The sequence below is a fragment of the Anaeromonas gelatinilytica genome (assembly GCF_016820635.1).
Classification (GTDB): domain Bacteria; phylum Bacillota; class Clostridia; order Tissierellales; family SIT17; genus Anaeromonas; species Anaeromonas gelatinilytica.
Genome location: NZ_WSFU01000022.1, coordinates 1 through 13,606 on the forward strand (window position 1 = coordinate 1; position 13,606 = coordinate 13,606).

General features: G+C 36.5%; 17 protein-coding genes and 1 riboswitch. All 17 genes read left to right on the forward strand.

Annotated features, from left to right (window positions below; translation table 11 throughout):
- Window positions 1–68: 68 nt before the first annotated feature.
- On the forward strand, window positions 69–1,358 hold the full coding sequence (gene ltrA / locus GOQ29_RS01955; protein ID WP_203370903.1) for a group II intron reverse transcriptase/maturase: 1,290 nt from the start codon (window positions 69–71) through the stop codon (window positions 1,356–1,358).
- Between the two features lie 900 nt (window positions 1,359–2,258).
- Entirely contained in the window at window positions 2,259–2,669 is a 411-nt protein-coding gene (locus GOQ29_RS01960) for a membrane lipoprotein lipid attachment site-containing protein (protein ID WP_203370905.1), read from the forward strand.
- Window positions 2,656–3,111, forward strand: coding sequence for a MarR family winged helix-turn-helix transcriptional regulator (locus tag GOQ29_RS01965; protein ID WP_203370907.1), 456 nt, complete (start codon window positions 2,656–2,658; stop codon window positions 3,109–3,111). Before GOQ29_RS01960 ends, GOQ29_RS01965 begins: the two co-directional genes overlap by 14 nt.
- A 44-nt stretch (window positions 3,112–3,155) precedes the next feature.
- On the forward strand, window positions 3,156–4,193 hold the full coding sequence (locus GOQ29_RS01970) for a hypothetical protein (protein ID WP_203370909.1): 1,038 nt from the start codon (window positions 3,156–3,158) through the stop codon (window positions 4,191–4,193).
- Window positions 4,194–4,211: 18 nt separating this feature from the next.
- Window positions 4,212–4,772, forward strand: coding sequence for a flavodoxin domain-containing protein (locus tag GOQ29_RS01975; RefSeq protein WP_203370911.1), 561 nt, complete (start codon window positions 4,212–4,214; stop codon window positions 4,770–4,772).
- Between the two features lie 37 nt (window positions 4,773–4,809).
- Window positions 4,810–5,529: an ABC transporter ATP-binding protein gene (locus GOQ29_RS01980; protein ID WP_203370913.1), complete on the forward strand. Its 720-nt coding sequence runs from the start codon at window positions 4,810–4,812 to the stop codon at window positions 5,527–5,529.
- Window positions 5,522–7,120 (forward strand): hypothetical protein, encoded by a 1,599-nt coding sequence (locus tag GOQ29_RS01985; protein ID WP_203370915.1) that lies wholly within the window; start codon window positions 5,522–5,524, stop codon window positions 7,118–7,120. Before GOQ29_RS01980 ends, GOQ29_RS01985 begins: the two co-directional genes overlap by 8 nt.
- A gap of 68 nt (window positions 7,121–7,188) precedes the next feature.
- Window positions 7,189–7,605, forward strand: a complete 417-nt coding sequence (locus tag GOQ29_RS01990) for a PH domain-containing protein (protein WP_203370917.1) — start codon at window positions 7,189–7,191, stop codon at window positions 7,603–7,605.
- A 172-nt stretch (window positions 7,606–7,777) separates the two neighbouring features.
- The gene (locus tag GOQ29_RS14540) at window positions 7,778–7,957 is read left to right on the forward strand and encodes a helix-turn-helix domain-containing protein (RefSeq protein WP_252187486.1); all 180 of its coding nucleotides are present in this window, start codon (window positions 7,778–7,780) and stop codon (window positions 7,955–7,957) included.
- A 62-nt stretch (window positions 7,958–8,019) separates the two neighbouring features.
- Window positions 8,020–8,757, forward strand: a complete 738-nt coding sequence (locus tag GOQ29_RS01995; RefSeq protein WP_252187487.1) for a MerR family transcriptional regulator — start codon at window positions 8,020–8,022, stop codon at window positions 8,755–8,757.
- 95 nt (window positions 8,758–8,852) lie between these two features.
- Entirely contained in the window at window positions 8,853–9,329 is a 477-nt protein-coding gene (locus tag GOQ29_RS02000; protein ID WP_203370919.1) for a pyridoxamine 5'-phosphate oxidase family protein, read from the forward strand.
- A gap of 20 nt (window positions 9,330–9,349) precedes the next feature.
- The gene (locus GOQ29_RS02005; protein WP_203370921.1) at window positions 9,350–10,417 is read left to right on the forward strand and encodes a hypothetical protein; all 1,068 of its coding nucleotides are present in this window, start codon (window positions 9,350–9,352) and stop codon (window positions 10,415–10,417) included.
- Window positions 10,418–10,803: 386 nt separating this feature from the next.
- A riboswitch (cyclic di-GMP riboswitch) is annotated at window positions 10,804–10,892 on the forward strand.
- Window positions 10,893–11,293: 401 nt separating this feature from the next.
- A complete protein-coding gene (locus tag GOQ29_RS02010; RefSeq protein WP_203370923.1) occupies window positions 11,294–11,713 on the forward strand; it encodes a sigma-70 family RNA polymerase sigma factor in 420 nt (139 codons plus the stop codon).
- A 635-nt stretch (window positions 11,714–12,348) separates the two neighbouring features.
- Window positions 12,349–12,726 carry a type II toxin-antitoxin system PemK/MazF family toxin gene (locus GOQ29_RS02015; RefSeq protein ID WP_203370925.1) on the forward strand — a complete coding sequence of 126 codons (378 nt, stop codon included), beginning with the start codon at window positions 12,349–12,351 and terminating at the stop codon, window positions 12,724–12,726.
- A 49-nt stretch (window positions 12,727–12,775) separates the two neighbouring features.
- Window positions 12,776–12,937, forward strand: coding sequence for an SHOCT domain-containing protein (locus GOQ29_RS02020; protein WP_203370927.1), 162 nt, complete (start codon window positions 12,776–12,778; stop codon window positions 12,935–12,937).
- 83 nt (window positions 12,938–13,020) lie between these two features.
- Window positions 13,021–13,242 carry a hypothetical protein gene (locus tag GOQ29_RS15135; RefSeq protein ID WP_425475062.1) on the forward strand — a complete coding sequence of 74 codons (222 nt, stop codon included), beginning with the start codon at window positions 13,021–13,023 and terminating at the stop codon, window positions 13,240–13,242.
- A gap of 10 nt (window positions 13,243–13,252) precedes the next feature.
- Window positions 13,253–13,606, forward strand: a 354-nt coding sequence (locus GOQ29_RS15140; RefSeq protein WP_425475063.1) for a recombinase family protein, incomplete at its 3' end; no start/stop codon positions are given.

Consider the following 13,606-nt stretch of genomic DNA (forward strand, 5'->3'; position numbering starts at 1 on the left):
TAACTTATAGAAAGTAATACTATGTAACTTTTATGTTACAAATATATTGTACTAGGAGGTAAGAGCGAGTGAATGTCGTAAGGACTAACAACACCAAAGATAAAGTTCGAGAACTTCAAATAAAACTATACTTAACAGCCAAGGCAAGTAAGACAAGAAGATTTCATGCCTTATATGACAAGATATATCGAATGGATATACTTGAAAAAGCATGGAAGAACGTAAAAGTCAATAAAGGTAGTGCTGGCATAGACGAAGTAACGATAAAGGAAATAGAAGAAATAGGAATAGACAATATACTAAAAGAAATACAAGAAGAACTTAAGATTAAAAGTTATAGATCAAAGCCAGTACTACGAGTAGAAATACCAAAATCAAATGGCAAGATGCGTCCCCTTGGTGTTCCAACTGTGAAAGATAGAATAATACAAGCATCAACAAAGATAGTTATAGAACCTATATTTGAAGCAAATTTTAAAGAATGCTCATATGGATTCAGACCAAAAAGAAATCAACATATGGCATTAGAAACAATAAGAAAAGCTTGTAATAATAAAGGAATATGGGTGCTGGATGCAGACATCAAAGGCTGTTTTGATAACATTAACCACGAGAAATTGATGAAATTAATAGAGAGACGAATCAGTGATAGAAGAATGCTTAAGCTTATTAACAAATGGCTTAAGGCAGGAATAATGAAGGACGGAATAATAGAAGCAAACGAAATAGGAAGTCCACAAGGTGGAGTAATATCTCCACTACTATCAAATATTTATCTAAACTATATGGATACATTATGGGAGAAACATTTTTCTCATTTAGGCAAACTTGTAAGGTTTGCCGACGATTTTGTAATTGTTTGCAAGAACTACAAATCCGTTAAACATGCCCGAAGGGCAATAGAAGAGATCATGAGGAGATTAGAGCTAACGTTCAGTGAAGAAAAGACCAAGACCGTATCCCTTTGGGAGGGTAAAGATGGATTTGACTTTCTAGGATTTCACAACAGAATGATTAAACATAAGAATAATAGAGGTTATGAGTACTATCAACTTGTACAGTGGTTGAGTGACAAGGCTAAGAAAAGAATACAAGAAACAGTAAGAAATTTTCTTAGACGTAGCACCTATAAGTTTAATCTAAAAGATATGATAAAAGGAATAAATCGCAAAATTATTGGATGGCAAAATTACTATGGCATTTCCAGGTATGACAAGCTAATTCAGATTGATAAATACATCATTATGCGATTTATTATGTGGTTCAATGGGAAAAGACAAACCTATAAACGAAGAGGGTATTACGAGATAGCCAAAATGATAAATGGTATGGGCTTAAAACGTCTTGCAATTAGATAAATAGCCGTAATGCTGAAAGAAGAAGAACTAAGGAGAGCCGTATGAGGGAGAACCTCACGTACGGTTTGATGAGGAGATGGAGGAAGAGAGATTTTCTCAAATCCTCCGTTTTACTCTACAAAGAATTATCAATAAAGGTCTTGTACCTCAGCACTATGTTGAGAACAGTTATGAGCCAATCATACTACGGGATATTTTCATGTTGGTTCAAGAAGAAATGGTAAAGAAAAAATGTATTCATATAAACAAAAATGGAAAAAGAAGAAACTATAGCAGCAATCATACTTCTTCACAGCTAGTTTTGAGGATGTATTAAAGACTAAAATCCTTACGGCGATTAACCTTATAATCAGCGAGAAAGACGACTTTTCGTCTCTATGCTAATGAACAATATTATATCTGTAATAAACGACAGTACTGATGAGTGATGAGGAAACAGCAAATATAGATAAGAAACTGGAAGAGTTGCAGCATTCACATCTAAGGATAGCAAATTCAAAGGCAGATTATGATGAAGTGGTTGAGGAAATATATCGATTGAGGGAATTGAAACAGAATGCACTGGCATAGAACGCAGAACGAAAGGAAAAAAGTCAAAGAATCGCTGAGATTGCAGATTTTCTAAATGATCAGTCCTGCGAATCCGACGAGTATAATGAACAGCTGATAAGGTAGCTCATCGAGAAAGTAACGGTCTTTGATGAAAAACTGACTGTTGAGTTTAAATCAGGAGTTGAAATTACTGTAGATTCCTGATTTTAGTTATTAAAGTAAAATCAATCGTAATAAAAGCACTATATTGACATTTAAGGAATCTCATGCTAAAATGAAGGTAATATATTACCTTTGTTCTAGCATAGGAAGTTTTTCTATATGGCTATTTTTTGTTGGAGGGATAAGATGAAAAAAATTATTTTTTTATTATTTTTTGTATTAATATTAGCTGGTTGTGATAGACAAGGTTATCAAGTTAGTAAATTTTTCATATCAACTATCGATAATAGTGAAAATAATTATATGATTTCTATAGAATCTTTAAAGGGAACAATTGAAAGAGAAATTAATGTGACAGACACTGATGAATTATTAATTAAAGCTTCGATCGAGTCGGGAACTGCAGAATTTATACTTAATGACATGGAACAAAATGAAATTTTTGCTTACGATATAAAAGCTGAGGAAGAACTAGAGGAACATTCAAATCATATTTTTGAAAAAGGAGAGTATACATTTAAAATTGCAACTTCCCATGCTAAGAATATAAATATAGAACTTTACTTTGAGAATGAAGGGAATGATGATCGTGATTGAACATAAGGGAAATATATTTGCATCCCTATTTATTATAGCCAATCGATTACAAACATTAGGGGATAAACTTGATGAAAGTTTAACGGTGAAGCAATGGTTGTTGATTGCACTTATTCATAAGTTTGAATCAGATCAATTGTCAGTTAAAGAGATTGCTAGTATTGCCGGTGTATCCCATCAGAATGTAATGCAGATGGCACAAAACTTAGAAAAAAGGAAGTTTGTTAGGATACTAAAAGACAGCACTGATAGACGTGTTAAAAGAATCGTATTAACTTCACAGTGTAAAAAGTATTTTGTAAATAGAAATGAACGAGAAATCTCTTTTCTAAATCAATTATTTTCAAGCTTTACAGATAATAACATATCAGAGCTAAATCGTTTACTTGAACTTTTATATTCTAGCATCGAGCAGATGGAAGAAGCTTATTCATTTGATTAGTAAATAGTTTATTTCTAAGATTACATAGAAAGGAAGGGGGGTATATGGAACGTTATATTCAATATCTTTTAAATCATGCTTGTCCTTCCATCATCTTTCGTACTAAGAGAGAAATTCTTGGTGATTTAGAACAATGTGAGAAACAGGAGCTAGAGAAAAAGATTATGGAGGATCAACTTGTTAAAAAGTATCTGGACTTAATTCAATGTGATGGATGGATTAACAAGGATTTTCATAGTGAAGAAGGAGCAGAAACAGCTTTACGAGTCTTTACTGAGAAGGGTCTTAGTGGAAATCATCCGATTGTAGCAAAGATGCTCAAACAATTTGAGGAAAGAAAGAAGACATTTGATCAAGGATGTATGGAGAATGTCGGAAAGATTTTGGATGCTCTTCATCTTGGTGGTTCACAGCTCATTCGTGCCGTTGTTTTTGCTTATGCAGGTATGGAAGAGAAAGATTTTGTAAAAGAACAAATTGAATTAGCTTTGGAAGTTTTTCAGGAAGCGGCAACAGTGGTTTCTTTTAATCGTATAACTCGAGAATATAAAGGAAAACTGGTATTTCAAGAAGAGGTAAAGTGGCCAAGTATTTATCATTTACGGTTACTAGCATACACTTATTCATGGCGTACCGAAACAAATAACTTACTTATACAAACTGCAATTCAACAAATGATAGATTTGTCCCCTATACCGTCTATCAATGCCTTATATAAATCTCAAGTGATTGCACCAGCTTCTTTTGCAATGCATCATTTTAAAGTAGATTTTGAAGTATTTGAGCCAAAAGACTGGATGATGTGGTTTCACAGAATGGAGCTTTTGTCCAGAATAGGTTTAGTGGAGAGCGTTTCGGAGTTAAAGCGACAATTGGATGTGCTGATAGAAATGTTACACAACAATAATGGTATATTTGCGAAAAGACACTCCCATCGTTATTTTACTAGATGGAGTCCTTATACTGGTATGGCTTTAGAAAAAGACTGGAGGACAAAAGAGCGGTATTTATGTGACCTGTACTTCAGATCGTTACTAATTATACAGTATGCTGAATCCGAAGAATATTCACATAATTATTAGTTTGAGGAGAATAGTGATATGAAAAGAATTGCAGTAATTTATGCATCAAAGTATGGGTTTACTAAAAAATATGCTCAATGGATTGCTCAAGATTTACAGGCAGATATAATGGAAACCAATCAAATCAAAGTAAATCCCAACCTATTAGATAGCTACCAAATAATTATTTTTGGTGGCGGCTTATACGCAGGAGGAATGAATGGTATTTCTCTGATAACCAAAAATTTCTCTAGACTATGCAATAAGGAATTATACCTTTTTACAGTTGGTGCTGCAGATGTAGCAGACGGAAAAAATATTGCCACAATTCGCAAAAACATCTATCAAGCATTTACACCGGAAATGCGACAGAAAATTCAACTTTATCATTTTCGCGGAGGGTTGAATTATCCTAAAATGAGCCTGCTCCATCGCATGATGATGTGTCTATTGGTTAAGAAGCTTCGAAAGAGGAAGAAAGAGGAATTAACTGGTGAAGAAGCTGAAATGCTTAGCACATATGGCCAAAAAATAGATTTTACTGAACGTAGAGCAATTGCTCCTTTAGTTGAGGAAATAAGAAGATCTGAAGTTATTTAAAAATGAATAAATTTAATGTTTTGAGGAGGTGTAAACTATGTTGGTTGTTAAAAATGTATCAAAAATCTACACTAATAACAAAAAAGCCGTAGATAACTTGGATTTAGAAATACAAAAAGGAGAAATCATTGGCTTTATTGGGCCAAACGGGGCGGGCAAAACCACAACCATTAGAATGATTACTGGAATGATTGCACCAACGGAGGGAACAATTGAAATAAACGGTAAAGATATAGCCAGGGAGTCCGTTGAGGCAAAAAAGAACTTTACCTTTGTTCCGGACCATCCTACTATTTTTGATGCCATAAAGGGAATTGATTATTTAAACTTTATCGCCGATATGTATGAGGTAGACCTTAAGCAAAGAAAAGAGCAAATCGAAAAATATACAAGGGCCTTCCATATCTATGATGCCCTGGGTCAGACCATTAATTCCTATTCCCATGGTATGAAACAAAAACTGTTAATATCAGGGGCTCTATTGCCTAATCCCAACCTATTCATTCTTGACGAGCCCATGGTAGGGCTAGATCCCCATTCAGCTAAAATATTAAAGGACATTATGCGGGAACACTGTGAAAGGGGCGGAACGGTGTTTTTCTCATCCCATGTGCTTGAAGTAGTTGAAAATCTTTGCCATCGGGTGGTAATTATACATCGGGGCAGGCCCATTGCTTGTGATACACTGGAAAATATTAAAAAGAGTAGCAGTGCTACCTTAGAAGAAATTTTTCTGGAGATGACGAAGGATGAATAAATTTATATCGTTGACTAAAATACAGGTTTTAGATTTTTTTAGTAAATATACGCAAAAGTTAAATGTAAAAAACAAGTACTTGGGTATATTGGTTATGTTTGTACCGGTTCTTTTGGTTCTACCAGCCGCCCAATTGGTTTTAGAGCTGTATCATACCTTTTTAATGGTGGGTTTTCCAGAGCTGACGATTACTTACATGTACATAGCCAACACCATTTTAATTGTTTTTTCCAGTATCCCCCTTATTATTTCGATATTCTTTTATGCTAAGGATTTAAGACTCATTGCAACCCTGCCCATTAGGGAGGATACCATCGTTTTTTCTAAGCTGGCATCGATTTATATTTATCTTTTGGTTATTTCCTGCTTTTTTTTAGGTAACTCCATTGTATTGTACGGAACCATAGGAGGCCTTAAGGTTGTAAGCTTGCTAGTGGGAATCTTAGCCCTGTTGATTTCTCCCTTAGTACCCATGATCATTGCTACAATTGTTCTGCTGCCCTTTATGTCTGTAATAGGCAGCGGAAAGCGAAGAAATTTAATGGTTGTGGTGGGAAATTTAATTTTGATCGGGGCCATTATTTTCATACAGATGATATCTAGCAATATACAAATGAGGCCTGAGGAGCTTAACAATTTGCTGCTTCAGCAGGATGGCCTGTTAATGGTCATTGGCCGTCGTTTTCCTCCAAGTATTTGGCTAACTAAAATGATAGAGGGATCAATGCTTCATGGGCTGTTGTTTATCGCCTTCAATTTCGTGTTGCTATGGATTTTAAGAGGCCTTGCCAAGACGTTGTATAATCGGGCATTGATGAAATTCAATCAGGAGGGGGCTCCTGCTGTCAGAGGAAAGCTGTATTATAAAAGTAAAAGTAAGGGATTCCAAATGGTAAGAAGGCATATCAATATTATCCTGGGCAATCCTATATTTTTCTTAAATACGGTGCTGACCATATTTGTACCCATATTAATGTTTGTCATTGTACTGTTTACCGGCGAGGTTGGAATGGATATTTCCAAATCTGAGGCCCTGGCCTCCTATCGACTCTTTATTTATACGGCGGTGATCACAACCCCGGCTATTTTAGGAAGTCTGTCGGCCACTGTCATTACAAGGGAGGGAAAGGCATTTTGGGAAACCAAGGTGCTACCCGTCAGCGCCAAAGACAATATTAGGTATCGAATCTATTCTACCTTAGTGATAAAGCTGATGGGATCTTTAATTTTGGGTATATTGGTATTATTCGTTATACCGATGGATTTAACTTCTATTTTAATTGCAATGGCCTTTTGCATTGCAGCAACGCTGTTTTTTTCAAGCATCGACATGATTATTAATATCGAAAGGCCATTTTTAAATTGGACGAATCCTACAGCGGCAGTTAAAAATAATCTGAATATTTTACTATCTCTTTTAATCAGAGCGATTGTAGGTTTCTTGGGCTATGGATTAGTAAAGCTCTTGGGGGGATGGCAGGTCAGCAGCATCATATTAATTTTATGTGGGTTACTGTTTGTATTTTATATCATAACACGTTATGTCATTTATGAAATGTATGTAGAAAAATTCATTGATATAGCCCCGTAATAGTAGGTTGCTATAAAAGCAGAATAAAATCTTTTGTTGTAAAAAATGAGAAAAAGGAGAGATGCTCAATGGGAAAAAGCTTTAACGGTAAAAATAATTTATCTAAAGTCAAGACAATTATTTCTGTTTTAGTTGTGCTGGGATTGGCAGTGGCTTTCTTTTTAGGTACCAGGGAAAGTGAAATTACGCTTGAGAATAATGCCTTAGAAATAGGCGGCATGTATGGTGTTACCATTCCAACCGACTCGATAGAAGAAGTAACATTAAAGGAAGAGATACCCACTGTAAGAAACAAAATTAATGCGCTATCCATGTTCGGTTTTAAGAAGGGTACCTTTAGAATGGATGAAATTGAACGGGCAAGGCTATTTTTACATTCGGGAAAAGGTCCTTATATACAAATCACCACGAATGAAGAAATTATCTTTATTAACTATAAAAATTCTGAAAAAACACGGTCGGTTTATCAAGAAATTAAAAATTAAGTTTGATTGGACTTTATAAGCTTTATTGCTATCATGGGAGTTATTTGGCCAAGGATGACTGGCGAAGAATATTTATATTTTTACAGAGAATAGTATTACCCTCTTGACTCTTCCTTTGGGTAACACTTTATACTAGTTTATACCAAATTATTTAGAAAAGAGGTCAAAACAAATGAGTAACCTAATCAAAATCAAAGATGTGTCAAGCAAATATGACATTACAGCTCGTACACTGCGTTATTATGAGGATATGGGATTGCTGTACAGCACCCGAAGTGATGACTATGCATATAGAATGTACATGAGAACGCTATTAGGCGGCTTGAACAAATACTTATTTTACGCAAGCTGAATATCAGTATAAAAGACATTCAACGTGTTTTTAGCACTTCCAGTTCCGATGTAGTCTTAGAAGTGCTGGGGAAAAAAGTACAAAGCATAGACAACGAGTTTGCGCTTTTGCATGAGTTGAAAGAAATCGTGCTGGATTTTATACGGGAAATTGAACAAGTGAACTTTTCAGACAACTCCGATATAAAACAGCTGTATAATAAGGCTAAGGAGATTGAGACACAACTGATAAGCATTGACTATATAGGCAAACCCTCCAACATAAACCGCCTGATTGAAATAACGGAAAAATTAGATAAAAAAATCTCTGATATAATGGTCGTTAGGATACCGAGATTTAGAGCGGTGACAGTGGGCGAACAATCATGGGAGGATATGTTCAAAAGCGGTGGATACATGTATCAATTGTGGCAGTATGTACATTTGTACAAAAATGTGATTTTTGACTGTTTTGATTTTTTGCTATTTAAAAATGACAAAGCTGAATGGATATGTGCCGTTAAAGAAGGTGTTACCAATACGGATGTAAGTCCTTTTAAATTGTTCGATTTTCAGGGAGGCTTATACGCTATGGCTGTCAGTATTGACGAAGATAACGAGAACATACAAAAAGTGGAAAATAAAGTTCAGCGATGGATTGAAAGCACAAATTTTGAGCTTGACAAAGACCGCAATGTTATGTTCAATATACCTTATTTATATGAAGATGGAAGAGATATTGCCTATAAAGACATAGAAAAGGGACTTGGCTATAAACAAATGCAAAGATATTTTCCAATCAAGCTAAAAGAAGGAATATAAAAATACAAAGAATTTCTCATGTATTATTTAGGTAATTGTGAAATGTAAAGTATGGCAGAACCCATAGGGAAATAAAAATAAATGGAGGAATTATCATGAACAAGTATGAAAACGCGATGAAGCTGATGGAAGAATACTGCGGAAACGGAAAGGACAACCTTATTGCTCTTGCAACTATTGCATTGTCCCCGAACGACGCTGGCAATCCCCGCCCTGCTGTCCGCATGGTTGACGCTTATTATGAAGACGGCGTGTTCTATGTTTCTACAGATGCGAATAAAAATAAAATGCTGGAAATTGGGAAAAACAACGAGATTTCCATTTGTGGGTTAGACTTGTTTGCTGCTCAAGGAACGGCTGAAAATCTCGGTTGGGTAAAGGACGAGAAGAACGCGGAAATAAGAGCGAAGATGAAAAAAATCTTCACATGGTTCGATGCACATGGCGACGAAGACAACCCTGACTCAATCGTTCTGCGTATCACCCTTACGGAAGGAACGATAACTGATAACGACAAAAAATACGGTGAATGGCAGTATAAAGTTGACTTTACGAAGAAAGAAGTGAAATAAATGCGAAAGACATTCAAGATATGGCAAAGTACTTAAAAAATGTGATTACACCAGAAATACCTGAAACATATGCAATTAATCCAATGTTTGAAAATATTTCAAACGAGGAAGATATTCGGGAAGGAGTTCTTGCATTCAGAAACTTTTTGTATCAGCTTTACGATGTTTTGATTGCTGAAGGTGATTTGTATGACAATCATAAAAAGAATGCTCACGTATTTGATGACCGTGTTACTATTTCGGTATATTTTCCATTCCTGCACAATGTGAAATGCTTATTATTGAATATAGGTTTTCATGGTGTACTAACAGAAAGCGCCGGGTCCCTTACCGTCGGAAACAATATATTTAACACGAAAATCCCCGTTTCAAAAAGCATTGAATGCTTGGGATTCTTGGCTGATTGCGGCATATTGATTGATGGTATAGACTTGAACGAAAAAAAACCGGATTTATCAAAAGCTGAAAGAATAAAAATTTCGTATCCTGATAATCCTGCCATGTTGACGGGATTAAAGGTAATGGCAATAGCCGAGATAGAATTTGGCACGAATGTTAACAAGTTCGAGGTTAATAAATTCAATGGGATCAGCTATTGCCGCTTCTCCGATATTTTATTGCGATGTGATTACCGAGTATTGAAAAATAATGAAACCGATGATGTTATTTCTATATTAAAAGATACTATGAAACCTTTGTCCGTCAATGTGCAAGATTTTATATTGCAGCTATATCAACGCTATTTGGATAAAGGGCTTAAATGCAATGTGGAAATAAAAGATTTATGGATAAAGGTTAAATATTCTTATAAAAGTAAAGAAATATGGGGAATTAATGTATCACTTAATAATGGTTATCAAATAAACGTCAAAGCGAAAAATACGCATAAATACGCTGATACCATCAAAAAATTCCCTTCATTTATACAAGAAATGATTGAAAAAGGTTATGGCTGTGGAATAAAAAGAGGGATAAGCGACCATTGTAATGGAGGTTGCCAAGGGTTTCGTTTTTCCCTGGATGACTCAATTATTGATATAAGAAATGCTATCGAAATTTGGCTTGATACGGAATTGTCATTTGTATAGTATTAGCATTAGTAAAACATAGTGAAAAAATACTATAGCCCTTGATTATTGAGACTATATAAGCTGAAATTTGCAGGATATTTGTTTTGCGGAGTGATGTTAACAATAAAAAATCAGTAAGTCAAAATAATATGTGTAATTGAAGTAAAAAGCCAGCATAAAAAAGCATAGAAACTAAATGAAAAAGTTTAAGAATACCATTAAACTTGCCGAATTCGAGTGATAAAGTGAGCCTTAGAGATGGTGCTTTTGCGTGATTTCTAAGGCTTTCTTTTGCGATACATAAAACCAATATTATTATACAGTTCTTAAAGGAAAAAATGCAAGGGAAATAGGCATGTTTCGATATAGGTTCCATGTAAAACTACATTTACTTAAAATACAATAGATGCCAAGGGCAAACCTGTCTAAAGACAAGGATGCAAAGCCGAAGGTCTAAGGTGTCTTATGACACTATGATAGTCTGGTTGCTGAAATTAAACGAAGCCTGCCCTTCATGTAAGTGTTCAGGCTTTTGTTGCTTTTGACGGATATTTTGGATATCGTAATACCGGCTTTCGCTATGTGGGCCATGGTGAGTGAGGTATCCTATGAGTATTTTACGATTTTATCCCTTTTCGAGATGTAAATAGAGACGTAGCAACCTGTACATATCATGGTTCACTTTTACAATTTCATATTGAAAAATTACAGAAGTCAGTATTTTGCAATCAGCAACGTACTGACTTTTTTTGCTCGACAAAAAAGCTGTTTATATTCCAATTCTATACAAAAGCAGACCTTGACAGTAATCTAACTATCGAACCACGCTGCCGCTCCCATCCGCTTCTGACATTTTGAATTACTATCAAAATTCAGAAACGGAGGACAAGCCATATGGTAGAAAAGAAAGAATACCGAATTAAAGTGCGGGGGCAGCTCGTCCCTGTCACCGAAGAAGTATATCTAACTTATTACCGAATGAAACGCCGGGAACTTCATCTGGAGGAAAAGGATGCAAAACATGGTGTGTTTCACTATAATGCCCTGGATACAGATGAAACCAATGGAGAAGATGCAATTTCTGATCTAACATCCCCTCGAGTGGAGGATGTCGTTACGGACAAGCTAATTGCCGAAAAGCTTCATCAGTGCCTTGCTCAGCTTGCCAAGGAAGAACAGGAGCTGATTTTTACTTTGTTTTTTCTGAATAAAAGTGAGCATCAACTGACGGCGGAAACCGGTATACTCCGCATGACAATCCATAATAGGAAGAAACGGATACTGGCTCGATTGAAAAAACTTATGGAAAATTAAAAAATAATTTGGTCCAACCCCCTCACGAAACCGGATTAGTAGTGAGGGGGTTTTTTATTTCCCCTCCTGGTACTTTGAAAACTTCATATCCGATGATTTGAATACGTTAGCTGACGGACCTTAAAAGGGAAAGCGACCCTGGAGGATGCGCCAAGACCACCTGTAGAATGGCGATGAGAAAATGAAAGCACCTGATAATTTTATTTCTGTTCATTCTTTCTCATTTGCCGGACTATCAAAGACGGCCAAATAAGGTGCAAAGCGGTACCCATCCGACCAGAAAACAGGCTGGGCAGTCTGTCTCGCAATAACCCCGTCAGCCTATATTGATACTTCTGTCCAGTCACAGCCCCCAAGACTTGGGGATCACGCAATGAGGGCAGCCAGCGGAGATCCCGGTGGAGGTGGAATTCCTATGATGCGGTGAAGCCAGCCGCAGTTTGAATCATCGCCCTATGAGCTACGACATTGTCGCAGCTCTGTGTGCTTGGGGAGTAGTGTCGAATTAAGCACAGTTTTTCTAAAAAAGACTTAATGTCAGAAGCGATGGGGATCACTCGGCAACTTTGCTATCAAGGTGAAATGAGTGGTCCCTATATTTGTGCCATTAAGCAGACAAGAAGGAGGTGCGTATTTTGCAGAAACATAAAAGAACTATAAGACGCGGAGATATTTTCTATGCTGATTTAAGCCCTGTAGTAGACTGTGAACAGGGTGGTGTCCGCCCTGTACTTATTTTGCAGAATAATATTGGAAACCGTTATAGCCCTACAGTCATTGCCGCTGCCATAACCGGCCAGTCTAAAAAGGGGCTGCCCACTCATGTAGAAATTGGGTGCATAGAGGCTCTCCAGAAAAACTCGGTGGTACTGTTGGAGCAGATACGCACCATTGACCGTATCCGACTTTTGGAATACATAGGAAACGTAAGCAGGTTGCGGATGCTTTCGGTGGACAGGGCATTGGCGGTCAGCGTAGGGCTGACCATGACGGAAGTAATACAGCCACAATGATGCAGTTATAAAGAGAATAAAAACCATTAGAAATAAGGAGGCGAAATTCATGTCAAAGGAACAAAAAGCTAATGAAGTTAAGTATAAAATTACATTAAAGCTCTTAGGAATCCTGCTTCGTAACGGTCTGATTACCCAGGAGGAATATGAAGAAATCGATAAGTTGAATCGCCAAACTTTTCTTCCCCATCTTGCAAAAGTATATGTGTAATAACAGTAACTATTCTGAAACTTGTGTGGTAATGTATGTTTCTAACAGGAGGAGGAAATCCTGTTAGAAAGGAGGAAAAAGCCATGGCAGGCAAGCAGGAAAAAGTAAAAAAAATAACCAAAATAAATCCTGTAAAACCCCAGGTAATGATGCAGTTCCAGCCAAAGAAACGTGTCTGCGCCTACTGCTGTGTCAGCACAGATTGCAGAGAACAGCATAATTCATTTACGGCACAGACAGCTTATTATGAAGGAATGATCAGCGGACGAAGCACGAAGCGGAACGAAGCTACAAAGGCGAGGTGATTTCTTGCGGATGATGAGAGACTGCGAAGCAGGAAAAATTGATATGATCATCACAAAATCAATTACCCGGTTTGCAAGAAATACCGTTGACAGCATTAAGGCAATCCGAAAGCTGAAACTGCTTGGCATTGCGCTATTTTTTGAAAAAGAGAATATCAACACTCTATCTGAGAACAGTGAGCTGTTCTTGACCATCTTAAGCTCCCTGGCTCAAGGAGAGGCAGAAAGCACCTCAACCAATAATAAGTGGGCGGCAATCAAACGTTTTAAGAAGGGGACATTTATCATATCAATCCCCGCTTATAAACGTCAATATAAAAATGTAAACTTTTGCTCATTTAAGAATGTAGGTTTTTATTCATTC

Bases quoted from the DNA above. Each gene is read 5' to 3' on its own strand.
- GOQ29_RS01960 (WP_203370905.1), top strand. From the start codon at position 2,259: ATGAAAAAAATTATTTTTTTATTATTTTTTGTATTAATATTAGCTGGT.
- GOQ29_RS01965 (WP_203370907.1), top strand. From the start codon at position 2,656: ATGATCGTGATTGAACATAAGGGAAATATATTTGCATCCCTATTTATT.
- GOQ29_RS01970 (WP_203370909.1), top strand. From the start codon at position 3,156: ATGGAACGTTATATTCAATATCTTTTAAATCATGCTTGTCCTTCCATC.
- GOQ29_RS01975 (WP_203370911.1), top strand. From the start codon at position 4,212: ATGAAAAGAATTGCAGTAATTTATGCATCAAAGTATGGGTTTACTAAA.
- GOQ29_RS01980 (WP_203370913.1), top strand. From the start codon at position 4,810: ATGTTGGTTGTTAAAAATGTATCAAAAATCTACACTAATAACAAAAAA.
- GOQ29_RS01985 (WP_203370915.1), top strand. From the start codon at position 5,522: ATGAATAAATTTATATCGTTGACTAAAATACAGGTTTTAGATTTTTTT.
- GOQ29_RS01990 (WP_203370917.1), top strand. From the start codon at position 7,189: ATGGGAAAAAGCTTTAACGGTAAAAATAATTTATCTAAAGTCAAGACA.
- GOQ29_RS14540 (WP_252187486.1), top strand. From the start codon at position 7,778: ATGAGTAACCTAATCAAAATCAAAGATGTGTCAAGCAAATATGACATT.
- GOQ29_RS02000 (WP_203370919.1), top strand. From the start codon at position 8,853: ATGAACAAGTATGAAAACGCGATGAAGCTGATGGAAGAATACTGCGGA.
- GOQ29_RS02005 (WP_203370921.1), top strand. From the start codon at position 9,350: ATGGCAAAGTACTTAAAAAATGTGATTACACCAGAAATACCTGAAACA.
- GOQ29_RS02010 (WP_203370923.1), top strand. From the start codon at position 11,294: ATGGTAGAAAAGAAAGAATACCGAATTAAAGTGCGGGGGCAGCTCGTC.
- GOQ29_RS02020 (WP_203370927.1), top strand. From the start codon at position 12,776: ATGTCAAAGGAACAAAAAGCTAATGAAGTTAAGTATAAAATTACATTA.
- GOQ29_RS15135 (WP_425475062.1), top strand. From the start codon at position 13,021: ATGGCAGGCAAGCAGGAAAAAGTAAAAAAAATAACCAAAATAAATCCT.